Raw genomic sequence first — 26,411 nt, 5'->3', positions numbered from 1 at the left:
CGAGCAAGTCCGGGACCGCCCACTTAATCACGACCCGTTTTATTTTTGAGGTGGCCCGTGGCCCGTTCCAAGACAAGTCTTAAATGGCTGCAAGAGCATTTCAACGACCCATTCGTGAAAATGGCGCAAAAGGACGGGTATCGTTCCCGTGCCAGCTACAAGCTGCTGGAGATTCAGGAAAGAGACCGTTTGATCCGTCCAGGCATGAGCGTGATCGACTTGGGCGCCGCTCCGGGTGGCTGGTCCCAAGTGACCAGTCGTCTGATTGGTGGGCAAGGCACGCTGATCGCTTCCGATATCCTGGAAATGGACAGCATCCCGGATGTGACCTTCATTCAGGGCGACTTTACCGAGGACGCCGTGCTGGCGCAGATCCTTGAAGCGGTTGGAAAAAACGAGGTGGACCTTGTGATTTCCGATATGGCCCCCAATATGAGTGGATTGGCATCTGTTGATATGCCGCGATCGATGTTCCTGTGCGAGTTGGCACTGGATCTTGCGACTCGGGTGTTGAAGCCAGGTGGTGATTTTTTGATCAAGGTCTTCCAGGGTGAAGGCTTCGACGAATATCACAAGAGCGTGCGCAAGCAGTTCGAGAAGGTCACGACGCGCAAGCCGAAATCATCGCGTGATCGTTCCCGTGAGCAGTACCTGCTGGGCCGTGGTTTCCGTGGTCGCAGTGAGGAATAAGAGGTTTTTCGACCGGGGCGATAGGTTTTTCGTATTTCGTCCCGTGAGCATTAGCGAATAATGTGTAGAAAGTGTTTCACAAAGGGTTACAGACGGCGCCTGCCAGAGTCGTAGGTAATGTAGTAAGTTAGGCCGGTGAATATCATGCGAAGCGCGCCAGTAGCGGAGCTTGCTTCAGAGGGTAGTTAATTGAACGATATGGCAAAGAATCTGATCCTGTGGTTGATCATCGCCGCTGTCCTGGTGACTGTGATGAACAACTTCTCCAGTCCTAACGAGCCGCAGACCCTCAACTATTCCGACTTCATCCAGCAGGTCAAGGATGGCAAGGTCGAGCGTGTAGCCGTTGATGGCTATGTGATTACCGGCAAGCGCACCGATGGCGACAGCTTCAAGACCATTCGTCCGGCAATCCAGGACAATGGCTTGATCGGTGACTTGGTGGACAACCATGTCGTGGTCGAAGGCAAGCAGCCTGAGCAGCAAAGCATCTGGACCCAGCTCCTGGTCGCCAGCTTCCCGATCCTGGTGATCATCGCCGTGTTCATGTTCTTCATGCGCCAGATGCAGGGCGGCGGTGGAGGCAAGGGCGGGCCGATGAGCTTTGGCAAGAGCAAGGCCCGGCTGCTGTCCGAAGACCAGGTGAAAACCACCTTGGCCGACGTCGCAGGTTGCGACGAAGCCAAGGAAGAAGTCGGCGAGCTGGTTGAATTCCTGCGCGATCCGGGCAAGTTCCAGCGCCTGGGCGGTCGTATTCCTCGTGGCGTGCTGATGGTCGGTCCGCCCGGTACCGGTAAAACCTTGCTGGCCAAGGCGATTGCCGGTGAAGCCAAGGTGCCGTTCTTCACGATTTCCGGTTCCGACTTCGTCGAAATGTTCGTCGGCGTGGGCGCCAGTCGTGTCCGCGACATGTTCGAACAGGCCAAGAAGCACGCACCCTGCATTATCTTCATCGACGAAATCGACGCCGTCGGTCGCCATCGTGGCGCCGGCATGGGTGGCGGTCACGACGAGCGTGAACAGACCCTCAACCAGTTGCTGGTCGAGATGGACGGTTTTGAAATGAACGACGGCATCATTGTGATTGCCGCCACCAACCGTCCTGACGTACTTGACCCTGCGCTGCTGCGTCCAGGTCGTTTCGACCGCCAGGTCGTGGTGGGGCTGCCGGACATTCGTGGTCGCGAGCAGATCCTCAAGGTTCATATGCGCAAGGTGCCAATGGGTGACGACGTTGCTCCGGCCGTCATCGCGCGTGGTACGCCGGGCTTCTCCGGTGCTGACCTGGCGAACCTGGTCAACGAAGCGTCGCTCTTTGCTGCTCGCACTGGCAAGCGCGTCGTGGAAATGAAGGAGTTCGAGCTGGCCAAGGACAAGATCATGATGGGCGCGGAGCGCAAATCCATGGTCATGTCGGAGAAAGAAAAGCAGAACACCGCGTATCACGAGGCGGGCCACGCGATCGTCGGTCGTGTCGTGCCCGAGCATGATCCGGTCTACAAAGTCTCGATCATCCCGCGCGGTCGTGCCCTTGGCGTGACCATGTTCCTGCCGGAAGAAGATCGCTACAGCCTGTCCAAGCGAGCATTGATCAGCCAGATCTGTTCGTTGTACGGCGGCCGTATCGCTGAAGAAATGACGCTGGGCTTCGACGGTGTGACCACGGGGGCGTCCAACGACATCATGCGTGCCAGCCAGATCGCCCGGAACATGGTCACCAAGTGGGGCCTGTCCGAGAAGCTGGGTCCGCTGATGTATGCCGAAGAAGAGGGCGAGGTGTTCCTCGGTCGTGGTGGCGGTGGCCAGCATGCAAGCTTCTCCGGCGAGACGGCCAAGCTGATCGACTCCGAAGTGCGCAGCATCATCGACCAGTGTTATGGCACTGCCCGGCAGATTCTCACGGACAACCGTGACAAGCTCGATGCCATGGCCGATGCCCTGATGAAGTATGAAACCATCGATGCCGAGCAGATCGACGACATCATGGCGGGGCGCGAGCCTCGTGAACCGCGTGACTGGTCGGGCGGCGGTACCGGTACTTCCGGCACGCCACCGGCGGTACAGGGTGAGCGTCCGGAAACACCGATTGGCGGCCCGGCCGCTGATGTCTAAGGCTTGAAATGACTTCTGTTCAGTCCTCGACCCGGTTGCCTTGCGGCAACCGGGTTCTTGATTTGGCCCATGCACATGTCATGGGCATTCTCAATGTCACCCCTGATTCCTTTTCCGATGGTGGTCGATTCAGCCAGCTCGATGCTGCACTGCGGCATGCCGAGGCCATGGTGGCCGCCGGCGCAACGCTGATCGATGTGGGGGGCGAATCGACTCGGCCGGGCGCGCGGGCGGTCTCGCCTACCGAGGAATTGGAGCGGGTGGCGCCGATTGTCGAGCGCATCCATCGCGAGCTCGATGTCATTATCTCGGTCGATACATCCACGCCTGCGGTCATGCGCGAAACTGCACGGCTGGGGGCGGGCCTGATCAATGATGTTCGATCCTTGCAGCGCGATGGTGCCCTGGATGCTGCGGCGGACACGGGGTTGCCGGTGTGCCTGATGCATATGCTCGGCGAACCGGGGACCATGCAGAACGACCCGCACTATGATGACGTCACCCGGGAAGTGGGTGAGTTCCTCGTGGCGCGTCTGGGTCAGTGTGCTGCCGTGGGCATCCCTGCCGAGCGGATCATTCTTGATCCCGGGTTCGGCTTTGCCAAGACACTGGCACACAACCTGAGCCTGTTCAAACATATGGAAGCCTTGCATGCCCTGGGGCGGCCCCTGTTGGTCGGGGTCTCGCGAAAGAGCATGATAGGCAATGCCTTGGGTCGCCCGGTGGGCGAGCGCCTGTATGGCGGTCTCGCCCTGGCGGCCTTGGCCCTTGGTAAAGGTGCACGCATATTGCGCGTGCACGATGTGGCCGAAACGATGGATGTCGTGCGGATGATCGCAGCTGTGGATTCAGCCGAATAAGAATGACGGAGCACTTATGAGCAAGAAATATTTTGGCACCGACGGTATTCGTGGTCGGGTCGGCGAATACCCCATTACCCCTGATTTCATGCTCAAGCTCGGCTGGGCCGCCGGCATGGCGTTCCGCAAGATGGGCGCCTGCAAGGTGTTGGTGGGCAAGGACACGCGAATTTCCGGCTACATGTTCGAATCGGCCCTCGAAGCCGGCCTGACATCGGCGGGCGCCGATGTGATGCTGCTCGGCCCGATGCCGACGCCAGCCATCGCCTACCTGACCCGTACGTTCCAAGGCCAGGCAGGCATCGTGATCAGTGCCTCGCACAACCCCCATGATGACAACGGCATCAAGTTCTTCTCCGGCCAGGGTACCAAGCTGCCGGATGATATTGAGCTGATGATCGAAGAGCTGCTGGACACCCCGATGACGGTGGTCGAGTCGAGCAAGATCGGCAAGGTGTCGCGGATCAACGATGCGTCGGGTCGCTACATCGAGTTCTGCAAAGGCAGTGTGCCGACCGGCACCAGTTTTTCTGGCCTGAAAATCGTCGTCGATTGCGCCCACGGGGCAACCTATAAGGTCGCGCCGAGCGTCTTTCGCGAACTGGGCGCCGAAGTGGTGGTGCTGTCCGCTCAGCCCAATGGCCTGAACATCAACCACAACTGTGGTTCCACCCATACCGAGGCGTTGCAGGCTGCGGTGCTGGCCGAGCAGGCTGATCTGGGGATCGCCTTCGATGGTGACGGTGATCGCGTCCTGATGGTTGATCACACCGGCACGGTTGTCGATGGTGACGAGCTGCTGTTCATCATTGCTCGCGACCTGCATGGGCGTGGCAAGCTGCAGGGCGGCGTGGTCGGCACGTTGATGAGTAACCTTGGGCTGGAACTGGCCCTGGCGGACTTGGATATCCCGTTCGTGCGGGCCAATGTGGGCGACCGCTACGTGATCTCGGAGTTGCTGGAGCGCAACTGGGTGATCGGGGGCGAGAACTCCGGCCACATCGTGTGCTTCGACCACACCACCACCGGTGATGCGATCATCGCGGCCTTGCAGGTGCTGATGGCACTCAAGGCGCGCAACGAGGGGCTCGCACAATCGCGCCAGGCGTTGCGCAAATGCCCGCAAGTGTTGATCAATGTACGTTTCGGTGGCGGTGTAAACCCTCTCGAGCATGCGAAGGTCAAGCAGGCCAGCGAGCGCGTAACGCAAGCGATGGCGGGGCGTGGACGCGTGTTGTTGCGCAAGTCCGGCACAGAGCCGTTGGTGCGTGTCATGGTCGAAGGCGAGGATGAAGCGCAAGTTCGCGGTTATGCCGAAGAGCTGGCAAAACTGGTTACTGAAGTTTCTGCCTGAATTCGGCTTGCCAGTCATGAATCCGTTGGGTAACATCTGCGCCCACTTTGACCGACGAGGTACAGCATGCGTCGCCCTATGGTAGCTGGTAACTGGAAGATGCACGGTACCCGCGCCAGCGTCGCTGAGCTGATCAATGGCCTTCGTCATCTGGCCTTGCCAAGCGGTGTTGATGTCGCGGTTTTCCCGCCTTGCTTGTATATCAATCAAGTGATTGATGGCTTGAAGGGCAAGTCGATTTCGGTCGGCGCGCAGAACTCTGCGATGGAAGCCATGCAAGGTGCGTTGACCGGTGAGATTGCACCGAGTCAATTGGTGGATGCAGGTTGTTCCCTGGTCCTGGTCGGGCACTCCGAGCGTCGCCAGATCATGGGCGAGCAGGACAAGACCTTGATCCGCAAATTTGCTGCGGCCCAGGCCTGTGGTCTGACTCCGGTGTTGTGCATAGGGGAAACCCGCGAGCAGCGTGAGGCCGGCAAGACCCTTGAGGTTGTCGAGCGTCAGCTGGGCAGCATCATCGAGGAGCTGGGTGTCGGTGCTTTTGCAAAGGCGATCATTGCTTACGAGCCAGTCTGGGCCATCGGCACTGGGCTGACTGCTTCGCCGCAACAGGCGCAGGATGTGCACGCAGCCATCCGCGCGCAGTTGGCGGCAGAGAATTCTGAAGTGGCACGAGGTGTGCGGCTTCTATACGGCGGCAGCGTGAAGGCGGCCAATGCGGTCGAACTGTTCGGCATGCCGGATATCGATGGGGGGCTCATTGGTGGAGCGTCCCTGAATGCAGATGAGTTCGGTGCGATCTGTCGCGCCGCGGGAAACTGAAAAAATGCTGGAAACAGTCGTAGTCGTTTTTCATCTGCTGGGTGCACTGGGCGTAGTTGCTCTCGTATTGCTGCAGCAGGGTAAAGGTGCGGATGCTGGTGCGTCTTTCGGTGCAGGTGCTTCAAATACTGTGTTCGGAAGCCAAGGTTCCTCTACCTTTCTCAGTAAGTTTACTGCTATACTTGCCGCCGGTTTCTTCATAACCAGCTTAGGGTTAGGTTACTTTGCTAAAGAGAAAGCTCACGAGCTGACTCAAGTAGGTCTGCCAAACCCAGCGGTATTGGAAGCGCCAAAGCAACAACCGGCTTCTGATGATGTCCCGGTGCTTCAAGAGCAAAAGTCGGCCAACCCGGCGACTGACGTGCCTCCAGCTCAAGAGCAGAAGTAAGAAGGTTTCAAACGCTGTATTGCCGAGGTGGTGGAATTGGTAGACACGCAACCTTGAGGTGGTTGTGCCCATAGGGTGTAGGGGTTCGAGTCCCCTTCTCGGTACCAATTATCAGGAGAGCCCGCGATTGCGGGCTTTCTTGTAGGTGGAAGGGTTACATTGACCCTGTAAGGGATCGGTCGTATACTTCCGCCCCAGCTTTGTCGCGGGATGGAGCAGTCTGGTAGCTCGTCGGGCTCATAACCCGAAGGTCGTCGGTTCAAATCCGGCTCCCGCAACCAGTTTCAGGGGCCCCTTCCAAGGGGCTTTTTGTTAGCTGGACACTTTATAACGCCGCTGTTCGACGGCGTTTCAGGGATGGGCGATTCGCCCATTTTTTTTTATTTGCACAGCATGCACAAACATGCACGAGGGGGTTCAGGTGTCGAGCAAGCTAGAACAGTTGCAGGCCTTGTTGGCCCCGGTGGTCGTGGCCCTTGGCTATGAATGCTGGGGTATTGAGTTTTCGGCTCAAGGTCGCCACTCACTGTTGCGCGTTTATATCGATAAGGAAGGCGGCGTGTTGGTGGACGATTGCGCCATCGTCAGCCGTCAGATCAGCGGTGTGCTGGATGTTGAAGATCCAATCACCTCCGAATACACCCTTGAAGTTTCCTCGCCTGGCATGGAGCGCCCCCTGTTCACACTTGAACAGTTCGCTTTGTTTGCCGGTGAACAAGTGAAGATCAAGCTGCGCTCGCCTTTCGAAGGTCGACGCAACTTCCAAGGCCTTCTGCGCGGTGTAGAAGAGCAGGACGTCGTGGTGCAGGTAGATGACCATGAGTTCCTGTTGCCGATCGATATGATCGACAAGGCCAACATTATTCCCAGTTTTGACTGATACGTGCCAGATACTGCGGATCCCGCGGATCCAATGGCTTGCGAAAGGCGAGGCGTACGATGAGCAAAGAAGTACTGCTGGTTGTTGAGTCGGTATCCAATGAAAAGGGCGTACCGGCTAACGTTATTTTTGAAGCGCTGGAGCTGGCTCTGGCCACTGCTACCAAGAAGCGGTTCGAAGACGAAGTTGATTTGCGTGTGGAGATCAATCGCCACACCGGTGCCTACGAGACTTTCCGTCGCTGGACGGTCGTCGAGGAAGCCGACCTGGACGATCCAGCTATCGAAACCTGGCCGAGCAAGGTTGCAGAAACGCACCCGGGCGCCAAGGTCGGTGATGTCGTCGAAGAAAAAATCGAGTCCATTGAATTCGGTCGCATCGCTGCACAGACTGCCAAGCAGGTCATTGTGCAGAAGGTTCGCGAAGCCGAGCGCGCGCAAGTCGTCGACGCTTATCGCGAGCGCCTGGGGGAAATCATCTCCGGCACCGTGAAAAAAGTCACCCGCGACAACGTGATCGTCGACCTGGGCAATAACGCCGAAGCGTTGCTGGCTCGCGAAGACATCATTTCTCGCGAAACTTTCCGGGTTGGCGTGCGTTTGCGTGCGCTGCTCAAGGAAATCCGCACCGAGAACCGGGGCCCGCAGCTGATCCTATCGCGTACAGCGCCGGAAATGCTGATCGAGTTGTTCCGCATCGAAGTGCCGGAAATTGCTGAAGGCCTGATCGAAGTCATGGCCGCTTCCCGTGATCCGGGTTCGCGCGCCAAGATCGCGGTCCGCTCCAAGGACAAGCGTATCGACCCACAAGGTGCCTGCATCGGCATGCGTGGTTCGCGTGTCCAGGCCGTATCCGGCGAGTTGGGCGGCGAGCGCGTGGACATCGTCCTGTGGGACGACAACCCGGCTCAGTTCGTGATCAATGCCATGTCGCCTGCTGAAGTGGCGGCAATTATCGTCGACGAAGATGCCCACGCCATGGACATCGCCGTTGGCGCAGACAATCTGGCTCAGGCCATCGGTCGCGGTGGTCAGAACGTGCGTCTGGCCAGCCAATTGACTGGCTGGACCCTGAACGTGATGACCGAATCGGACATCCAGGCTAAGCAGCAAGCTGAAACCGGCGACATCCTGCGCAACTTCATCGAAGAGCTTGAAGTCGATGAAGAGCTGGCGCAGGTGCTGGTGGATGAAGGCTTTACCAGCCTGGAAGAGATTGCCTACGTACCGGTGGAGGAAATGCTCAACATCGACGGCTTTGACGAGGAAATCGTCAACGAGCTTCGCGCTCGGGCCAAGGATCGTTTGTTGACCAAAGCCATCGCTACTGAGGAAAAGCTGGCAGACGCCCATCCGGCCGAAGACCTGCTCTCGCTTGAGGGCATGGACAAGGATTTGGCGATGGAACTGGCGGTGCGCGGCGTAATTACCCGCGAAGACCTGGCCGAGCAGTCTATTGACGATCTGCTCGACATCGACGGCATTGACGATGATCGTGCCGGCAAGTTGATCATGGCCGCCCGAGCCCACTGGTTCGAGTAATTAGGCGCGGCCTGAGGAGAGAAGTGCATGACGCAAGTCACGGTGAAACAACTGGCCGATGAGGTCAAAACACCGGTAGAGCGCCTGTTGCAGCAGATGCGTGAGGCAGGTCTGCCGCACACCGCCGCCGAGGAACATGTGACCGACAGTGAAAAGCAGTCCCTGCTGACTCACTTGAAGAGCAGTCACAAGGCGAAAGTGGAAGAACCGCGCAAGATCACTCTGCAGCGTAAAACCACCAGCACCCTGCGTGTTGCCGGTAGCAAAAGCATCAGCGTTGAAGTACGCAAGAAGAAAGTCTTCGTACAGCGCAGCCCGGAAGAAATCGAAGCCGAGCGCAAACGCGAACAGGAAGAACGTCGCGCAGTAGAAAATGCTGCTCGCCAGAAGGCTGAAGAAGAAGCCAAGCGTCGCGCCGAAGAAGAAGCGCGCCGCCAGCCTGCTGCTGCGCAGACCGCTCCGGTAGAAGCCGTCGAGGCTGTTGCCCCGGCCGCCGAACCTGTGCGCGAAGCGGCGCCAGTCGTGGCTGCTGCCCCGGCTCCAGCCGACACTCGCAAGCGCGACGAACAGCGTCGTCCGGACAAGCCACGTGCCGACGACAACCGTCGTGGCAGCGGCGACGGTGAGCGCAAGAACGCGCCTCATCGTGCTTCGGTCAAGGAAAAGGCGCCAGCACCTCGTGTTGCGCCACGTACCACCGACGAAGAAAGCGACGGCTTCCGTCGTGGCGGTCGCGGCAAGGCCAAGCTGAAGAAACGCAACGCCCACGGTTTCCAGAGCCCTACCGGCCCTGTCGTGCGTGAAGTGAAGATCGGCGAGACCATCACTGTGGGCGATCTGGCCCAGCAGATGTCGGTCAAGGCTGCTGAAATCATCAAGTTCATGTTCAAGCTGGGTACGCCAGCCACCATCAACCAGGTACTGGACCAGGAAACTGCCCAACTGGTTGCTGAAGAACTGGGCCACAAAGTGACCCTGGTCAGCGACACCGCCCTGGAAGACTCCCTGGCCGAGTCCCTGAAGTTCGAAGGTGAGGCGGTTTCCCGTGCTCCGGTCGTGACCGTCATGGGCCACGTCGACCACGGTAAAACGTCCCTGCTCGACTACATTCGTCGCGCCAAGGTGGCGGCCGGTGAAGCGGGTGGTATTACCCAGCACATCGGTGCCTACCACGTTGAAACCGACCGCGGCATGGTGACGTTCCTCGACACCCCGGGTCACGCCGCGTTTACCGCGATGCGTGCCCGTGGTGCCAAGGCGACCGACATCGTGATCCTGGTGGTTGCAGCGGACGACGGCGTGATGCCACAAACCATCGAAGCCGTTCAGCATGCCAAGGCTGCTGGCGTGCCGCTGGTGGTTGCGGTGAACAAGATCGACAAGCCGGGCGCCGATCTCGATCGCATCCGCAGCGAACTGTCGGTCCACGGCGTGACCTCCGAAGAGTGGGGTGGCGACACTCCATTCGTTCCGGTCTCGGCGAAGATGGGTACCGGCGTTGACGAACTGCTCGAAGCCGTTCTGTTGCAAGCCGAGGTTCTCGAACTGACCGCTACGCCTTCGGCACCTGGCCGTGGTGTTGTGGTTGAATCGCGCCTCGACAAGGGCCGTGGCCCGGTTGCAACGGTCCTGGTCCAGGACGGTACGCTGCGTCAAGGCGACATGGTGCTGGTCGGCTCGAACTATGGCCGCGTGCGCGCCATGCTCGACGAGAACGGCAAGCCTATCAAGGAAGCCGGTCCGGCTATCCCGGTCGAGATCCTCGGCCTGGATGGTACCCCGGACGCTGGCGACGAGATGAGCGTTGTGGCTGACGAGAAGAAAGCCCGTGAAGTGGCTCTGTTCCGTCAAGGCAAGTTCCGCGAAGTCAAACTGGCTCGTGCTCACGCCGGCAAGCTGGAAAACATCTTCGAGAACATGGGCCAGGAAGAGAAGAAGACGCTCAACATCGTCCTCAAATCCGACGTCCGTGGTTCCCTGGAAGCGTTGAACGGCGCCTTGAATGGCCTGGGTAACGACGAAGTGCAAGTGCGTGTGGTCGGTGGCGGCGTCGGTGGTATCACCGAGTCCGATGCCAACCTGGCATTGGCTTCCAACGCTGTACTGTTCGGCTTCAACGTGCGTGCCGATGCCGGCGCTCGCAAGATCGTCGAGCAGGAAGGCCTGGATATGCGTTACTACAACGTGATCTACGACATCATCGAAGACGTCAAGAAAGCGTTGACCGGTATGCTGGGCAGCGACGTCCGGGAGAACATCCTGGGCGTGGCCGAAGTTCGCGACGTGTTCCGTTCGCCGAAGTTCGGTGCCATCGCCGGTTGCATGGTGATCGAAGGTGTCGTTCACCGTAACCGTCCGATCCGTGTACTGCGTGAAGACATCGTGATCTTCGAAGGCGAGCTGGAATCCCTGCGTCGCTTCAAGGATGACGCTTCCGAAGTGCGTGCCGGCATGGAATGCGGTATTGGCGTCAAGAGCTACAACGACGTCAAGGTTGGCGACAAGATCGAAGTCTTCGAGAAGGTCCAGGTTGCTCGCAGCCTCTAACTCGCGCACTTCAAGAGCCGCGCCGGGCAGTCGCATGAACATGCGCTGCCTGGCTGGCGGACTCTAAACGCAACGCCCGGTCTGGCTTTTGCCAGGCCGGGCGTTTGCCGCTTTCAGACCTCGCGGGTTTCACCGTGGGGCAGTAACAGGTAACAAGACATGGCAAAAGAATACAGCCGTACCCAACGAATCGGCGATCAGATGCAGCGCGAGCTGGCCCAACTGATCCGTCGCGAAGTCAAAGACCCGCGCGTCGGCCTGGTCACCATCACCGCAGTGGAAGTCAGCCGTGACGTCGGTCACGCCAAGATTTTCATCACCGTGATGGGCCAGGACAGCGCCGAAGAAATCGCCCAGAGCATCAAGGTGCTCAACTCGGCCGCCGGCTTCCTGCGTATGCAGTTGGCTCGGGAGATGAAGCTGCGCAGCGTCCCGCAGTTGCACTTCCATTACGACGAAAGCGTCGCCCGGGGTGCGCATCTGTCGGCACTGATCGAGCGCGCCGTGGCGGAAGACAGCCAGCACCCGGTTGTGGCTGAACCTGAAGACACCAAGGAGTAATCGGTGGCTCAGGTCAAACGTATCCGTCGTAATGTCAGCGGTATCATCCTCCTCGACAAGCCGCTGGGGTTCACGTCCAACGCGGCGTTGCAGAAGGTTCGCTGGTTGCTCAATGCTGAAAAGGCCGGGCACACCGGTAGCCTCGATCCGCTGGCCACTGGCGTGCTGCCGCTGTGCTTTGGCGAGGCGACCAAGTTCTCCCAGTACCTGCTCGATTCCGACAAGGGTTACGAAACCCTGGCGCAACTGGGCAAGACGACTACCACGGCGGACGCCGAAGGTGAAGTTTTGCTGGAGCGCCCGGTGACCGTTGGTCAGGCGGATGTCGAAGCGGTGTTGCCGAAATTTCGCGGGCAAATCAGTCAGATACCGCCGATGTACTCCGCTTTGAAGCGCGATGGACAGCCGTTGTATAAACTGGCCCGTGCAGGCGAAGTAGTGGAGCGTGAACCGCGTTCTGTTACTATTGCGCGCTTGGAATTGCTGGCCTTTGACGGTAATACTGCGCGGCTTGCCGTGGATTGCAGCAAAGGCACCTATATCCGCACCCTGGTGGAGGATATTGGTGAGCAGCTCGGCTGTGGTGCGTACGTGGCAGAATTGCGACGGACCCAGGCCGGGCCTTTCACGTTGGCCCAGACGGTCACGCTGGAAGAGCTTGAAGCGGTGCATGCCGAAGGCGGCAACGAAGCGGTCGACCGTTTCCTGATGTCATCGGACAGCGGCCTGCTGGATTGGCCGCTCTTGCAGTTCTCGGAACACAGCGCGTTCTACTGGCTCAACGGCCAGCCGGTACGCGCCCCGGATGCGCCGAAGTTCGGCATGGTCCGGGTACAGGATCACAACGGTCGTTTCATCGGTATCGGTGAAGTGAGCGAAGACGGGCGCATTGCGCCGCGTCGACTGATTCGGTCGGAATGACCGGAACCAGCCTGCGTAACAGCGGGTTGGCGAGTGTGGCTGTTAACAGGCACGGTCACTACTCATTTATAGATACAGGGATTTGTCCCTGGCCTGTTGAAGCTGTTCCTCGGAACAGTTTCCTGACTAAAAGGATTGCCTCATGGCTCTCGACGTTCAAGAAAAAGCTCAAATCGTAGCTGACTACCAGCAAGCTGTTGGTGACACTGGTTCGCCAGAAGTGCAAGTTGCACTGCTGACCGCCAACATCAACAAACTGCAAGGTCACTTCAAGGCCAACGGTAAAGATCACCACTCCCGTCGTGGTCTGATCCGCATGGTAAACCAGCGTCGCAAGCTGCTGGACTACCTGAAAGGCAAGGACGTGAGCCGTTACAGTGCTCTGATCGCTCGCCTGGGTCTGCGTCGCTAATCAGCGATTGCGCTAGAGGTTGGTGGTCTGTCGTACGTCAGTGGGGTTTCCCGCTGGCGCATGGCAGGCTCCCAGCCTCAAGTTTTATCTGGATACACGTTTTACCCTGGACAGGCGTCGGGCCGATTCCCGTCATTGCCCAAGAATTTCGCAAGAAGACAAGTTCCCCAAGAGCCACAAAGAAGGTAGGACACCGTGAACCCGGTAATCAAAAAATTCCAGTTCGGTCAGTCGACCGTTACCCTCGAGACTGGCCGTATCGCCCGTCAGGCCTCCGGCGCAGTGCTGGTCACCGTTGACGACGACGTCAGCGTATTGGTGACCGTTGTCGGTGCCAAGCAAGCCGATCCAGGCAAGGGCTTCTTCCCTCTGTCTGTTCACTACCAGGAAAAGACTTACGCGGCCGGTAAGATCCCTGGCGGTTTCTTCAAGCGCGAAGGCCGTCCTTCCGAGAAGGAAACCCTGACTTCCCGACTGATCGACCGTCCGATCCGTCCGCTGTTTCCAGAAGGTTTCATGAACGAAGTGCAGGTTGTCTGCACCGTCGTGTCCACCAGCAAGAAAACCGATCCGGACATCGCTGCGATGATCGGTACCTCGGCTGCCCTGGCTATCTCCGGTATTCCTTTCGATGGCCCGATCGGCGCTGCCCGCGTTGCGTTCCACGAAAGCACCGGCTACCTGCTGAACCCGACTTACGAGCAGTTGAAGGCGTCGAGCCTGGACATGGTCGTGGCCGGTACTTCCGAAGCCGTGCTGATGGTTGAATCCGAAGCCAAAGAGCTGACCGAAGACCAGATGCTGGGCGCCGTGCTGTTCGCCCACGACGAGTTCCAGGTGGTGATCAACGCCGTCAAGGAACTGGCCGCAGAAGCCGCCAAGCCAACCTGGACCTGGGCACCACAGCCAGAAGCCACCGAGCTGCTGGGCGCGATCCGTGCCGAGTTCGGCGACGCGATCTCCCAGGCCTACACCATCACCATCAAGGCCGACCGCTACGCACGCCTGGGCGAGCTGAAAGACCAGGTCGTTGCCAAGTTCTCCGGCGAAGAAGGCCAGCCATCGGCCAGCGACGTCAAGGCTGCTTTCGGTGAAATCGAATACCGCACCGTTCGCGAAAACATCGTAAACGGCAAGCCGCGTATCGACGGTCGCGACACCCGCACCGTTCGTCCGCTGAACATCGAAGTCGGCGTCCTGCCAAAGACCCACGGTTCGGCCCTGTTCACCCGTGGCGAAACCCAGGCGCTGGTCGTTGCAACACTGGGCACCGCCCGTGACGCGCAACTGCTGGACACCCTGGAAGGCGAAAAGAAAGACCCGTTCATGCTGCACTACAACTTCCCTCCGTTCTCGGTGGGCGAGTGTGGTCGCATGGGTGGCGCCGGTCGTCGCGAAATCGGTCACGGCCGTCTGGCCCGTCGTTCGGTCCAGGCCATGCTGCCAGCCGCTGACGTGTTCCCGTACACCATTCGCGTGGTATCGGAAATCACCGAGTCCAACGGTTCGAGCTCGATGGCTTCGGTCTGCGGCGCTTCCCTGGCCCTGATGGACGCTGGTGTGCCGATGAAGGCACCGGTTGCGGGTATCGCCATGGGTCTGGTTAAAGAAGGCGAGAAGTTCGCCGTCCTGACCGACATCCTGGGTGACGAAGACCACCTGGGCGACATGGACTTCAAAGTGGCCGGTACCGCCAAAGGCGTCACCGCACTGCAGATGGACATCAAGATCAAGGGCATCACCGAAGAAATCATGGAAATCGCCCTGGGCCAAGCCCTGGAAGCGCGCCTGAATATCCTCGGTCAGATGAACCAGATCATCGGTCAGTCCCGTACCGAGCTGTCGGAAAATGCTCCGACCATGATTGCGATGAAAATCGACACCGACAAGATCCGTGATGTCATCGGTAAAGGCGGCGCGACCATCCGTGCGATCTGCGAAGAAACCAAGGCTTCGATCGACATCGAAGACGACGGTTCGATCAAGATCTTCGGCGAAACCAAGGAAGCGGCAGAAGCAGCACGCCAGCGCGTCCTGGGCATCACCGCGGAAGCCGAGATCGGCAAGATCTACGTCGGCAAGGTTGAACGCATCGTCGACTTCGGCGCGTTCGTCAACATCCTGCCGGGCAAGGACGGTCTGGTTCACATCTCCATGCTGAGCGATGCTCGCGTCGAGAAAGTGACCGACATCCTGAAGGAAGGCCAGGAAGTGGAAGTGCTGGTACTGGACGTGGACAACCGCGGCCGTATCAAGCTGTCCATCAAGGACGTCGCGGCAGCCAAGGCATCGGGCGTTTAATCACCCCCTCGCTTAGCTGCTGAACAAGCAAACGCCCCGACTGGTTCGGGGCGTTTTGCTGTGTGGTGAAAATCACCGCCAGGCAGGTTGCCTGGCTACGGGGGACGGTGCTAGTTTTAGCCACCGCCCGTGTAGCTCAGCCGGTAGAGCAGCGCACTCGTAACGCGAAGGTCGCAGGTTCGATTCCTGTCTCGGGCACCATGAACAAAATATGTTAAGGCCTTGGAATGGTGTCCGTTCCGGGGCCTTTTTGCTTTTATGTATCAGGTTTCGTTGAGCTTTCATAAATTTTGTAAGTCAGTGAGTAGGTGTGATCGGAGGGTTTTGGTAAACCGAGGTACATCTAGATATATGCGTAAATCCCATAAAAATTTGTGCCTCGGTGGGACAAAATTGGGACAAATCTGTCATGGTCCTTCTGATCGATCCGGCTTCGTCAATCAGCGCTCACGTTAACTGACGGGGCTGTACCACTTGGTGTTATCGGTAACGTGGCTTATGATCCGGGATATTGAGCTTAGGCTCGATACCCTTCGAGGTAGTCAACCTCGAATGTGATCCAGGATGAGTGGGAGGCTAGGACTGTGAATGTTCTGGCGCTTTCCGGACGGGCGATTAATCCGCCCATGCTGCCCAATGGGTGTCCCAAGAAAGCTAAGCTGCCGCGGATTCAACCACTCAGGGATCACTGGACGCTAACGCGGCAGTTGAGCCACCCCAAAGGTGAGATAGGGGATCGGCAAAAGTGAACATGCGACACAGCGCCGGGGTAGCGTCCGGTAAAGAGTCTCGGGGTGTAAGGGCATGCGAGTGACCTTACTCAATCCTGCCGCTGACATGGCAAGGCCACCCTTAGACTCCCGAAATCAGGCCCTAGTCTTGCGGGCGTTGTTAGGAAGTGCTGTTTCCTCCAACGCCTTATAGAGCCTCACCGCAACTCGCGTATTGGCGTCGTCCCAAGGGACGACTGCCTTCTACGCATGAGGTGCGGCATGGCCGTCTTTCCAATAAGCACGCTTGAATTCCTATGCAAAAGCTATCCGCCAACGCTTACCGTTGAGCAGGTCAGCGAAATCACGAGTGAACAGCCTCAGACCATTCGTAATTTGGTTAGCCAGGGGCGCTATCGCATTCCTTCCTTCAAAATTGGTCGCAAGCGTGTTTTTCGGCTGGTGGATGTTGCTGACTTCATTGACAGGCAATTCCAAGCTGACCCCAGCCATCCGAGTCATTTAAAACCCCGGCGCGGTAGGCCCACCAAAATTGAGCAAATGGCACGGCGGCGTGCGGCAGAGGATGTACTGCCGCTGGCTACGCTCGTGAGTGGAGGCTGAGTTATGGGGGCCAGCCTATCATGTCGTTCGCTCCTAAATGCCGATACCGAAGGGTTTGATGAGGCGGGGTATTACGCAGGACTTGTGCTTGCTGGCATGGACGCCGAAACGGCTGCAGTAATTGCAGCCAGGACAGCAGCAATAAAGGCGATGCAAGTTGCACCTGTAAAAACAGATGGATCAACACGATCGGCGAAGCCAGCGCGCATTCCTGGGCTCCGTCCAGCCGCTGATATTGCCCTACGAGGTTTGTCGTCTCTGCCTCCAGAGCCCAAGACAGCGCCCATAGCAAAGCAAACGCGTATTCACTCTACTAAGGCGGCCAAGGCAAGCGCAGCGAAGGCAGCGGATCTTTTTGATACTGCCCTTGCGATCCAGAACCAAGAGGCGTCAGCGGCCGGCCAGATTGGATATATGGCGCGCGCTATGATCTGGGCATCAATGCCGCATAAGAAAATTGATGGGGCATTTTACAAGCGCGACAACGGCCTCGCCTCCATCACCATGTTGGTGGACCCTGATATTGGCCTTCCGTATGGCAAGCTACCGCGACTCATTTCCGCGTGGTTAACACGGGAGGCAAAGTTGACCGGATCGCGTGAATTGAAGCTTGGTCGGAGCTTTAATGAATTCGTCGAGAAGCTCGGCCTGTCAACGAGTGGGGGGCTACGTGGCGATACCTCTCGACTGAAGATGCAGGCTACGAAATTGTTTAGCACCACTATTTCGCTAAAAGCGCATCAGGGTGAGGATTTTTCCTACAAGAACGTCGCGCTGTCGGATGAGGGCATACTCCGTTGGGGTCAGAAGAACCCCGGTGGAGGTTCGCTTTGGGAGAGTACGATTACCCTGTCGGAAGCATTCTACCGGGAGTGTATGGACTGCGCCGTGCCGTTCGATCTGCGCGTATTGCACTGCTTGCGATCACCCCTGGCGATAGATCTGTATTTATGGCTGACGTGGCGCATGTTCATTCTTCGACGGCCAGCCCTGATTCCATGGGACGCTCTGCGCTTTCAATTTGGCGTAGGCTACGCGACCACTCCCCAGGGGATGGCGCATTTCCGCGCGGAGTTCAATCGCTGTTTGCACGACGTACATGTGCTGTATCCGGCTGCCCGGCTTTCGTCTGAACGGGATGGGTTACGGCTGCTTCCAAGTCCGCCCCATGTTCGAGCGCTTCCATAGAGCTGCAGAGACCGTCCCAGCGGAACGTCGTTAAGTCCGGATGTGGTAGCGATCCATTGAGGTGCCCTGTGGATAAAGCCAGGCGTTTTCGCTGAAACGCCGATATCGCTACGCTGAAGCTCCGATATAGGGTTGCTGAAACACCGATACGATGACGCTGAAACGCCGATAAGAACTTTGCTGATTCGAGGTTCTACTTATTGATTTATAAAGAAAATTTAGATTTATTCGGCTTCGGCAAGTAGCTTTCAAATAAACAAATATCAACAGTTATTTATCTCCTCTCCATCATGAAGCAAGACGAAACTGTTGGTAGTGAGGCGTGAGCGCGTTTGAAGGCAACCGTCTGAGTTCGGCAGATCCACGCTTCGCGTGGGCAACCCCTTCGGTTGCATCCCGCGTCCTATCCTTGCCGGACGGGCGGCAGGGGCAGGTCCTGCGGCTTCGCCTGGTTCCTACCCCTGGCGCTAGGCTGGGACGCTTGCAGCTGTATCAAGGGTAAAGGCTGCGCCCATCATCCTCGCCCGTTCGGTGCTCGCCCTGACGGGCTCCGCTCCGCTGCGGCCTCCGGTAATGCCCTTGACACATCTTCCAGCTGAGACGGCGCTGTAGAGCCTACAAAATCACTCAAATCCAGATCGCCGTTTACAAAAGCCTGAGCGCGAGCTTCATCTTCGGTACCTAGGCTAAAACCCGAAAGCTCGATCGATGCTCGAGCATAATCGACCGCTTCCTGCCTGCGCTTTCGCTCCTCGTCGGAAATTGGATTGCGTAGCTTCATATGATCACTCTGAAATACCGAGAACAGGTTAATAACAAGACAAATTCAGCGCGGACTCAGAGGGTCAAGGGCGGTACCGCAAGCCGCAGCCCGCGAAGCGGGACCGGGTGAGGATGCCGGCGAAGCGGACCCTTGACGCGCTTTCCACGATGACCCTATTGGCTGGGTTGCGGGGGGCGTTACCCCGCAGCCCTGCCACCCGGCGAGGGGCAGGAAGTCCAGAGGGGCAGAGCCCCTTTGGGTAAGCCCAGCAGGGCGCGCAGGACGAACGCACATATAGCCAAGGAGAGTCGATGAAGGACGATTAGTCTCGTCCAATCCCTCCACCCTTGGCGGGTCCCCAGTTCTTGCCGAGGTTCTCCATGATGTGCTGCCGATAGGCAGGGTTCCACATCGAGTTACCCGCCGCCAGATGATTAAGCCGGCCCCCCGTGACCATCATCCCACTTTGCAAATCGCGGCGCGTGCTTGGTCGGTTCAAAACCTGGGTAGCGGGCGAGGCCGCTGCCTGGGTGACTTGTCGGAGCGTGATACCTGCTGAGGACATGCCGCCGGCCAAGGCCGCCGCCGCTTCAAATGCCTTCTGCAGCAAGAACAGGGTGACACCCGTGACGATCAGGATTTCAAGCATCGTGGCGATAGGGTGGTCAGTAGTGGAAGCCAGAACCGTGGCCGTAAGCGTACTGAAAAACTTCATGCCCATGCCGAGAACCGTTGTCACGAGAGCGATTTGCATGATGTAGGTCATGATCTGACCGAACCAGCTATCAAACCATTTAGCAGTGACGGGAAACATCAGCATGGCGATGAAGAACGGGCCGATTCCGAGCATGACGGTAAGCATGATCTTGGAAACGATGACCATCGCGCCGGCAGGAACGGCGACTAAGAGCGTGGCGAGATAGATGATGACGGCGTTCAGAAAGTCATAAGCCGCCATGGTGTATTCATACCATTGCCGTTTGCCCATTTTTTCGAGCATGTCGCCGCCGATCTTGAAGCCATCCGTGACTGCTTTATCAAGCACCTGATAGACCGAGGTTGCCTGCGTACTGCTACCCGATGCCGAGAAAGCATCAGCCACGCCGGTTTCCAAGCCGCGCAGGGCTTCGACAACCCATAAAAGGTATGTCGGGGCACTCATCGCCAAGCCGCTAATGACAATGAACTTTCCGCACGTTTTCATAAAATTGGAGGAGGGCGCTTCGACATATCCGAAGATGATGGCGAACCCCATCAGGACGAACGTCAGCGTTCCACCGTAGATGAAAACGTCGGTGAACATGGAAATGACGTTGCCCGAAGTGACCTGAACGAACGTGTTCAGGGTCATGTCGATACTTTCGCCAATCCACTCGAAAATATTTGATTCGATTGCCATTTCACTTTCCCCCTTCGAGCGCGTTTATCGGGGCGTGCTTCGTGTAGCCGCGCTTTTCAACGGTCAGATGGTTTGCCGCCGTAACGGCATTGATGCAGTTCGGGGAGGCGTTTAGTTCTCCGGGGTTTGCCTTGCACTTGGCAATCATCGCCGAGCGCTCGGCCTCATGGATCTTGTACCAAACGACAGTTTGAACAGGCGTGTTCTCGCCGCAGCCAGCCAGGACGGCCGCGACGACCAGGGTGATAGAGAGCTTTTTCATTTGCGGACCTCGCGCGTTTCGGCGTCGATAGTTCGGCCGTTGAATTGCCGGGCTTCGTGCTGTTGCAGCACGTCCAATGCGTGGGCCAGCTCGGCCGCGTCGATGATGCGTAGCGCCGCGACGGTGCGCAGAGCGCTTTCTCGTGTGCCTGCCCAATGGCCGGCGAAGCGTTGGCCAGAATTGCGCAGCACAAACACGCAGCCGCTCAGGCAGGCCACGGAGATCAAGGCCGCCATGCCGGGGGCAATTGGGGCCGACTGACGCGGTAGCGTGATACCGAACCAATCTACTGCCGCCACCAGGAACGGAACGATGGCGAGGGTTGCGGCCAGAATGTCGCCTTGAACAAGGGACGGTGCGCGGCGGCCGACTTCACGCGAGAAGCCCATGCGATCAATGCAGAGCCACCACCGCCGCATAAACAGGAGCGTGAAGAAGCAAGCAGCCAGAACAGGGGCGTGAATATAGGAAATCATGGTGTGTCCCTCACTTGTCCAGCAGGTTGAAAGGCTGGTGCTTCGTGTATTCACGATTAGCCAGAACCTTGGCATTGATTTCACGCTGCCGTTGCTGCTGTAGACGGTCCTCGGCCTGCGCCACCATTTGGTACATCTGGAGCTTGGTTTGCTCGTTCTGGATCATGGCTTGCTCGGCCGCGATCCGGCCTTGCAGCTCCGCGATGGCCTTGGGGTCCTGGGTCTGGCTGATGCGGCCCATCAGTCCATCAATTTGCTGCAAACGGCCTTTGGCTTTGTCGTAGGCGTCCAGGGCGAAAGCTTTATCCTGAGCACCTTTCACGGCCTGCGCTTCGCAGCTCGTCCGCTGCGCCGCGACAGCGAAATTGGCACATGCGTCATAGACCTTGTTGTCGTTGTAGATTTGGCCAGCTCGCCCGCTCAGGCCGGAATAGCCGCCGGTTTTTACGCTGTCATAGACGGCTTGCCAGTCTTGGGGTAGGTAGTCTCGTAGTTCTGGATTGTCCATGATGCCGCCCATACCACGCGATCCGGTGATCGACTGGTATTGCTGCTTCATCTGGTCAATCTGCGACGTCATCTGCTCGACTTGCTGCGCCCAGCGCGCAGTATTGGCCGCGAACTCGGCCATCGTCATCGGCGAATCACTTGCTTGGGTGGTTACTGTTACAGGTATTTGCGCGAATGCTGCTGAAGGCACCGCAATGCCTACGGCCAAGAACCAAGAGGGTAAGGGATTTTTCATATTCGCCACTCCAAAGGTTGGGGGGCGAACGCAGGATCGTACTGTTCCGATCTGTCGGTCTGTTTAGGAACCGCGCCCGGCACGCTGAGCGTTCTTGGGGCGACTAGGCGGCCATTCTGTTCATGGTGGTCAGGCCCTTCTTCTCAGGCCGGCACCCGGTACGCGCGAGGCGTTCTTGGGGCGGTTCAGCGCTCGCTAGGAAGCCAAAATTATGCATTCTGGCGTGCAACATTTTCCCATTTTGGCTAGGGGATGTCGATCATGCAAAAACGTTTAGTCAGCAATTTTCTCGCAATTTTAATGAGCGCGCTTTCCGGTCGCAAATTTCGTCATGACGAAGAAATGCCAAGGTATGAGGACTAGTGCAGGATAGGCTAAGCGCCGGTAAACTACGCGCGTACTCGCTTGTTTCAGTCCCCTTGTACTGCTCGTTGAAGCTATTGGCAGGTATTCATGGAGAAACAGAACTCGTATTTGAATGTGTATCTAGGCTCCGCTAAGGGACTATGGGTCAACTATTGCAACGCCTTGGGCAAGAAGCCCGGCGCTGCTATCAAAGAGGCTATCGAGGAGCAGCTAGAGAAGGCCGGAAAAAAACCGACGCCGAAAATTTATCACCAGGCGCATGAAGCCGCGCCGGCCGAACCCAGGGTGCGCTTTGAAATCTTGCTGACCGAATCTGAAAAGCGCGCCATCCGAGAGCGTTCGAATATCGAGCGGTGTTCGATGCGTCGCTGGATTGTGGACGCTTGCCGAGTTGGTCTTACACATGAACCACAGTTCGGCATGAGCGAAATCGAAGCCCTGGGCGAGTCGAACTATCAGCTACTCACGATTGGTCGGAACTTGAATCAGATTGCGCGACGATTGAACGAAGGCAAAGATGGAAAAATTACGGTCGATCAGATCGAGAAGCTGAGCCGCATCATCGACAAGCATACCGATGCTGTGAGTGCAGCCATCGCTGCCAGCCTTGAGCGCTGGAACATCGAGTGAGCTGGAGGACGGACGGCTTATCAAGGGGGGCCGGTGAATGTTTGGATTACTGCCGCGTCAAGGTCGGCATTAAACAAAGCGTCCGTAGTGGTATGTCCAGAGCAGGCCGTCCTGAGCCAAGGCTGAGCGAACTGGCGACGCGCAAGAGGGCCGCTCGCACTATCAACAAGACTCCCAACTTTCGGGCTGCGGACAAGGCATTTCAAATGGTCAGGATGCGGACGCTCTGGAAGGATCGGCCTTCAACATCATTGGCCGAGAGCAGACCTTGATGACGCGACTGCCAGTGGCCGATGCTGTTGAAAAATGTGGTCTTCCCGATTGTCGGTAATGCTGATCGCTAAAACGTTTTTTTGCGCACTGCTATGTGAAATTTGAGCCCAGAATCCTCAAAAAAGATTTTGGCCTCAAGCGCATTTTTTCGACGTGAAAAGCACGGCCGATTTCTGCAACAGAATCGGTCACAAGCAGACTCATGGTCTAGAAACGGCCACGACCCGACGCAGAGGTTGAGATGAACTATGCAGACTACGTTCAATAAACCCTGTGAAGAGGGGTAGCTGCGTATAGAAACAGAATGTAGGGTGCAGGAAGTCGACTAAGCTCAGGCTTTTGAATAGCTAGGTGATGCCCTCTCTGTAATGCTCTCAGACGAATCTACCGGGATTAGGTGGGAGCAATACAATTAAGAAACTGCTGTCCGAACGGGATTTTAGGACATGGAAGAAGACACATGCGAAATTGGCAAAGTATTGCATAGTGAGCGTGGATCTGAGTGGCACCGGTGGGATCCCCACATACATACGCCTGGCACAGTTCTGAATGATCAGTACAGAGGCGAGGATCCTTGGGAGGCTTTTCTTTCCAAAGTGGAATCTTCCGACCCGACGATTGGAGCATTGGGTATTACCGATTACTTCGGTATTGATCCTTATGAAAAGGTGCTCAAGTTCAAGCGCCAGGGACGTCTACCGAACGTTGGACTCATTTTCGCCAACGTCGAGCTCCGTCTGAACATCGAGACGAACCGTGGAGCCGCTCTCAATCTGCATCTGCTCTTCCCGCCGGATGATCCGGATCACATCGGTCGAATAAAGCGATTTTTATTGGAGTTTGAATTTCCGTACCAGGGGGAGAACTTCCGCTGTCATCGTGAGGATCTGATTCGCTTGGGTAAGAAGCACAAGCCGGAACAAACGGATCTTGAGGCGGCCCGCTCTATCGGTGCAAACCAGTTCAAGGTCAGCCTGGAACAGTTGAAAGCTGCTCTGAGCAAGCATGAATGGGTTAAAAAAAACGCCCTGATCGCAGTTGCTGGGGGGCAAAAGGACGGCACTTCCGGTCTACGAGACTCGGGGGACTCCTGGGCGGCGCAGCGCAAAAATATTGAGCAGTTAGCCCATATTATATTCGACTCCAATCCCAAGCAAATAAGCTTCTGGCTTGGTCAAGGTGCACTTTCAGTGCAGGACTTGGACGTGCAATACAACGGGCGAAAGCCTTGTCTTCATGGGTCGGATGCGCATACGGCTGATATGGTGGGCGTACCGGACAAGCAGCGCTACTGCTGGATCAAAGGTGACCTGGCCTTTGAATCCCTCCGGCAGACCTGCCTGGAACCCGAGGAGCGCGTGCTTATTGGGGCAGAACCACGACGCGGCTCTCTGCAGAGTCATACCATCGAGTCTTTGAAGGTCAGCGGTGCGCCATGGCTGACGAAGGCAGATATTCCGCTAAATTCTGGCTTGGTTGCTGTAATCGGTGCACGTGGGTCTGGGAAAACAGCGCTGGCCGATTTAGTTGCAGCAGGGGGATACGGGCTGTCATCGCATATCAACACCGAGTCTTTTGTTTTTCGGGCCAAACAGCATTTGGATGACTGTAGGGTAGAGCTTACTTGGGAGAATGGTGAGGTAACCGGTAGCGAAGTAATAAATGCTGATGCTTACGATCTTCTATACAGCTCTCACGTCCAGTACCTTTCTCAGCAGTTTGTGACCAAATTGTGCTCTGCAGAGGATACGAGTAACCCTTTGAATGCGGAGATAGAGCGAGTCATATTTAATGCGCACCCGCGAGACGATCGTATGGGCACCTCCGTCTTTCAGGAATTGCTTGAGCTTAGGCTTGAGAGTACACATCAGAAGCGCCGGCGCCATCAAGGAACTCTACGCAAGGCCTCCAATGACCTCACGGAGGAGCGCACTCGAAAAGCAAGTTTGGCAGGGTTGCGGAAAGACCGTGATGAGAAAGCCAAGGCGATCGAGCAGGACAAACGCGATCGAATTTCGCTGATCCCCAAAGGTAATGAGGAGCGTACGAAGCGTTTGGAGGATGTCTCGCAAGCCGCTGAACAGAAACGCCAGCAGGTCGAGCGTGCGAAGCGGCGGCACCAGACGTTGCTTAACCTAAAAGGGGACGTTGAAGACTTTCGCGTCCGTCGAGCACCAGAGCTTCTAGGCGAAATGCAGCAAGAGCGTCCTGATACGGGCTTGTCGGAGGCTGATTGGGATGCGTTTAAAGTGGACTTCGTGAGTGATGTCGACACGCTCTTAGCGCAACGGCTTAGCCAAGTGAAGGCTTTAGCGGAAAAATTGCAAGGACCATCCGAACTTGATCCTCCGATCAACGAGGAGGCCGACCCCTCGATTCCACTCATTCCGGATGGTGCGGAACTTCAAATCCAGACTTTGGCATTACTAGATCGGGAGCTTATCCGCCTAAACCTACTGGTTGACGCGGATAAGACAAAGGTTAAGCGTTATTCAGCTCTGAGCGATAAAATCACCAAGGCAGAAAACGCTCTGACCAAGCTCGATGAGCAGATCGATCGTGCGCAAGAGGCGGATGCCAAGATACGAGACCTGATCCAACTGCGTCGTACTTCTTACGAGGGGGTATATGAGGCGATTGTGGAGGAAGAGCAGGAACTCAAAGCGCTTTATGCACCGATTCAGCGGCGAATCGAAGCTGATACTGGTTCAATGGCTCGGTTAGCGTTCACCGTTAAGCGTAATATTGACATTGAAAGTTGGGCTATAACCGGCGAAAACTTGCTCGACCTTCGCACTGGGCCATTCCGAGGACGTGGCCAAGTTTTACTGGCTGCTAAAGTAATATTGATGTCTGCCTGGCAGACAGGAACATCCGCCGAAGCGGCTGCTGCGCTGCTGGAGTTCGTCAAGACCAATGAAGAAAACCTGCGTGCGCATAAACCGGACAACGTCGAGTTCCGCGAGTGGGCTCGTCAAATTTCGGATTGGCTCTACAGTACCGAACACATAACGGTTGGATACACCCTTCAATACGATGGAGTGGAGATTGAGCAGCTTTCGCCAGGGACGCGAGGAATCGTGCTGTTGTTGCTGTACCTGTCGATTGATGCGGAAGATGATCGGCCGCTCATCATTGATCAACCGGAAGAGAATCTGGATCCGCAATCTGTGTTTGAGGAGTTGGTTTCACGATTCCGAGAGGCTAAGCTGCGACGTCAAATTATTATCGTGACCCACAATGCCAATTTGGTTGTGAATACTGATGCTGATCAAGTGATTGTAGCGTCTTGCGGTCGCCATAGATTGGGACTATTACCCGAAATCACGTACGAATGCGGCAGTCTAGAGAATCCCCGTATAAGGCAGCGAGTCTGCGAGATTTTGGAAGGGGGAGAGCGGGCGTTCAAGGAGCGTGCTCGGCGTTTGCGTGTATCACTTTAGCCGGCTAGGACCATTTTTCGAGTATTTGCTCATGACAGCAACTGACCGTGTCGGCCTAGTTTGCGATCGTCTGAAAACTGCCGACTCAGTTGAAAGGTCGGTTCTTTCAAACTGTCGGCATACTGAATGTTGAAAACGCCTTC

Annotated in this window: 21 protein-coding genes and 3 tRNA genes; 20 read left to right on the top strand and 4 right to left on the bottom strand. The window is 57.0% G+C overall.

The features are described from left to right. The first annotated feature begins 57 nt into the window (after nt 1-57). The 18 genes from rlmE (at nt 58) to J3P88_RS25970 (ending at nt 17,911) form a co-directional block, all read left to right on the top strand. Nucleotides 58-690, top strand: coding sequence for a 23S rRNA (uridine(2552)-2'-O)-methyltransferase RlmE (gene rlmE, locus J3P88_RS26055; protein WP_003177853.1), 633 nt, complete (start codon nt 58-60; stop codon nt 688-690). 198 nt (nt 691-888) lie between these two features. After that, a complete protein-coding gene (gene ftsH, locus J3P88_RS26050; protein ID WP_053118351.1) occupies nt 889-2,802 on the top strand; it encodes an ATP-dependent zinc metalloprotease FtsH in 1,914 nt (637 codons plus the stop codon). 8 nt (nt 2,803-2,810) lie between these two features. Then, the gene (gene folP, locus J3P88_RS26045) at nt 2,811-3,662 is read left to right on the top strand and encodes a dihydropteroate synthase (RefSeq protein ID WP_186705983.1); all 852 of its coding nucleotides are present in this window, start codon (nt 2,811-2,813) and stop codon (nt 3,660-3,662) included. A 16-nt stretch (nt 3,663-3,678) separates the two neighbouring features. Further along, nucleotides 3,679-5,016, top strand: coding sequence for a phosphoglucosamine mutase (gene glmM / locus J3P88_RS26040; protein ID WP_186705984.1), 1,338 nt, complete (start codon nt 3,679-3,681; stop codon nt 5,014-5,016). A 66-nt stretch (nt 5,017-5,082) separates the two neighbouring features. Beyond that, nucleotides 5,083-5,838, top strand: a complete 756-nt coding sequence (tpiA, locus tag J3P88_RS26035; RefSeq protein WP_186705985.1) for a triose-phosphate isomerase — start codon at nt 5,083-5,085, stop codon at nt 5,836-5,838. 4 nt (nt 5,839-5,842) lie between these two features. Next, nucleotides 5,843-6,226, top strand: a complete 384-nt coding sequence (gene secG / locus J3P88_RS26030; RefSeq protein WP_025211789.1) for a preprotein translocase subunit SecG — start codon at nt 5,843-5,845, stop codon at nt 6,224-6,226. A gap of 21 nt (nt 6,227-6,247) precedes the next feature. Then, nucleotides 6,248-6,333, top strand: a tRNA-Leu gene (locus J3P88_RS26025). A 97-nt stretch (nt 6,334-6,430) separates the two neighbouring features. Then, nucleotides 6,431-6,507: transfer RNA gene (locus tag J3P88_RS26020), tRNA-Met, on the top strand. A 140-nt stretch (nt 6,508-6,647) separates the two neighbouring features. Continuing rightward, the gene (gene rimP, locus J3P88_RS26015) at nt 6,648-7,106 is read left to right on the top strand and encodes a ribosome maturation factor RimP (protein ID WP_053118762.1); all 459 of its coding nucleotides are present in this window, start codon (nt 6,648-6,650) and stop codon (nt 7,104-7,106) included. A gap of 59 nt (nt 7,107-7,165) precedes the next feature. Next, nucleotides 7,166-8,647: a transcription termination factor NusA gene (nusA, locus tag J3P88_RS26010; protein WP_003177868.1), complete on the top strand. Its 1,482-nt coding sequence runs from the start codon at nt 7,166-7,168 to the stop codon at nt 8,645-8,647. A gap of 27 nt (nt 8,648-8,674) precedes the next feature. After that, entirely contained in the window at nt 8,675-11,194 is a 2,520-nt protein-coding gene (infB, locus tag J3P88_RS26005) for a translation initiation factor IF-2 (protein ID WP_186705986.1), read from the top strand. Nucleotides 11,195-11,353: 159 nt separating this feature from the next. Further along, nucleotides 11,354-11,755, top strand: coding sequence for a 30S ribosome-binding factor RbfA (gene rbfA, locus J3P88_RS26000; RefSeq protein ID WP_434572408.1), 402 nt, complete (start codon nt 11,354-11,356; stop codon nt 11,753-11,755). A 3-nt stretch (nt 11,756-11,758) separates the two neighbouring features. After that, nucleotides 11,759-12,676: a tRNA pseudouridine(55) synthase TruB gene (gene truB / locus J3P88_RS25995; RefSeq protein WP_434572406.1), complete on the top strand. Its 918-nt coding sequence runs from the start codon at nt 11,759-11,761 to the stop codon at nt 12,674-12,676. 142 nt (nt 12,677-12,818) lie between these two features. Next, nucleotides 12,819-13,088: a 30S ribosomal protein S15 gene (rpsO, locus tag J3P88_RS25990; protein WP_011332409.1), complete on the top strand. Its 270-nt coding sequence runs from the start codon at nt 12,819-12,821 to the stop codon at nt 13,086-13,088. Nucleotides 13,089-13,283: 195 nt separating this feature from the next. Further along, on the top strand, nt 13,284-15,389 hold the full coding sequence (gene pnp, locus J3P88_RS25985) for a polyribonucleotide nucleotidyltransferase (protein ID WP_030139794.1): 2,106 nt from the start codon (nt 13,284-13,286) through the stop codon (nt 15,387-15,389). Nucleotides 15,390-15,514: 125 nt separating this feature from the next. Continuing rightward, nucleotides 15,515-15,590 (top strand) — tRNA-Thr (locus J3P88_RS25980). A gap of 791 nt (nt 15,591-16,381) precedes the next feature. Beyond that, complete coding sequence (locus J3P88_RS25975) at nt 16,382-16,723, top strand: helix-turn-helix domain-containing protein (RefSeq protein WP_171061312.1); 342 nt, start codon at nt 16,382-16,384, stop codon at nt 16,721-16,723. A 3-nt stretch (nt 16,724-16,726) separates the two neighbouring features. Then, the gene (locus J3P88_RS25970) at nt 16,727-17,911 is read left to right on the top strand and encodes a replication protein RepA (RefSeq protein WP_434572404.1); all 1,185 of its coding nucleotides are present in this window, start codon (nt 16,727-16,729) and stop codon (nt 17,909-17,911) included. Nucleotides 17,912-18,996: 1,085 nt separating this feature from the next. On the opposite strand, the gene J3P88_RS25965 is transcribed toward J3P88_RS25970, so the two are convergent. From J3P88_RS25965 to virB5, 4 genes are read right to left on the bottom strand one after another with little or no spacing between them, the layout of a single operon-like run. Further along, the gene (locus tag J3P88_RS25965) at nt 18,997-20,073 is read right to left on the bottom strand and encodes a type IV secretion system protein (protein ID WP_139049109.1); all 1,077 of its coding nucleotides are present in this window, start codon (nt 20,071-20,073) and stop codon (nt 18,997-18,999) included. Between the two features lies 1 nt (nt 20,074). Then, the gene (locus J3P88_RS25960) at nt 20,075-20,335 is read right to left on the bottom strand and encodes an EexN family lipoprotein (RefSeq protein ID WP_139049110.1); all 261 of its coding nucleotides are present in this window, start codon (nt 20,333-20,335) and stop codon (nt 20,075-20,077) included. Continuing rightward, complete coding sequence (locus tag J3P88_RS25955; RefSeq protein ID WP_434572401.1) at nt 20,332-20,811, bottom strand: hypothetical protein; 480 nt, start codon at nt 20,809-20,811, stop codon at nt 20,332-20,334. The genes J3P88_RS25960 and J3P88_RS25955 overlap by 4 nt, the downstream gene beginning before the upstream one ends. 10 nt (nt 20,812-20,821) lie before the next feature. Beyond that, entirely contained in the window at nt 20,822-21,556 is a 735-nt protein-coding gene (virB5, locus tag J3P88_RS25950; protein ID WP_139049112.1) for a P-type DNA transfer protein VirB5, read from the bottom strand. A gap of 453 nt (nt 21,557-22,009) precedes the next feature. On the opposite strand from virB5, the gene mobC reads away from it, so the two are divergent. Then, nucleotides 22,010-22,552 carry a plasmid mobilization relaxosome protein MobC gene (mobC, locus tag J3P88_RS25945; RefSeq protein ID WP_434572399.1) on the top strand — a complete coding sequence of 181 codons (543 nt, stop codon included), beginning with the start codon at nt 22,010-22,012 and terminating at the stop codon, nt 22,550-22,552. Nucleotides 22,553-23,271: 719 nt separating this feature from the next. Beyond that, the gene (locus J3P88_RS25940; RefSeq protein WP_434572397.1) at nt 23,272-26,268 is read left to right on the top strand and encodes a TrlF family AAA-like ATPase; all 2,997 of its coding nucleotides are present in this window, start codon (nt 23,272-23,274) and stop codon (nt 26,266-26,268) included. The last annotated feature ends 143 nt before the right edge of the window (nt 26,269-26,411 follow it).

The sequence above is a fragment of the Pseudomonas sp. Z3-6 genome, from assembly GCF_051131985.1.
Taxonomy (GTDB): Bacteria; Pseudomonadota; Gammaproteobacteria; order Pseudomonadales; family Pseudomonadaceae; genus Aquipseudomonas; species Aquipseudomonas zanjanensis.
Note: the sequence above shows the minus strand (reverse complement) of the source record. Positions and strands in the feature narration are given on the sequence as shown.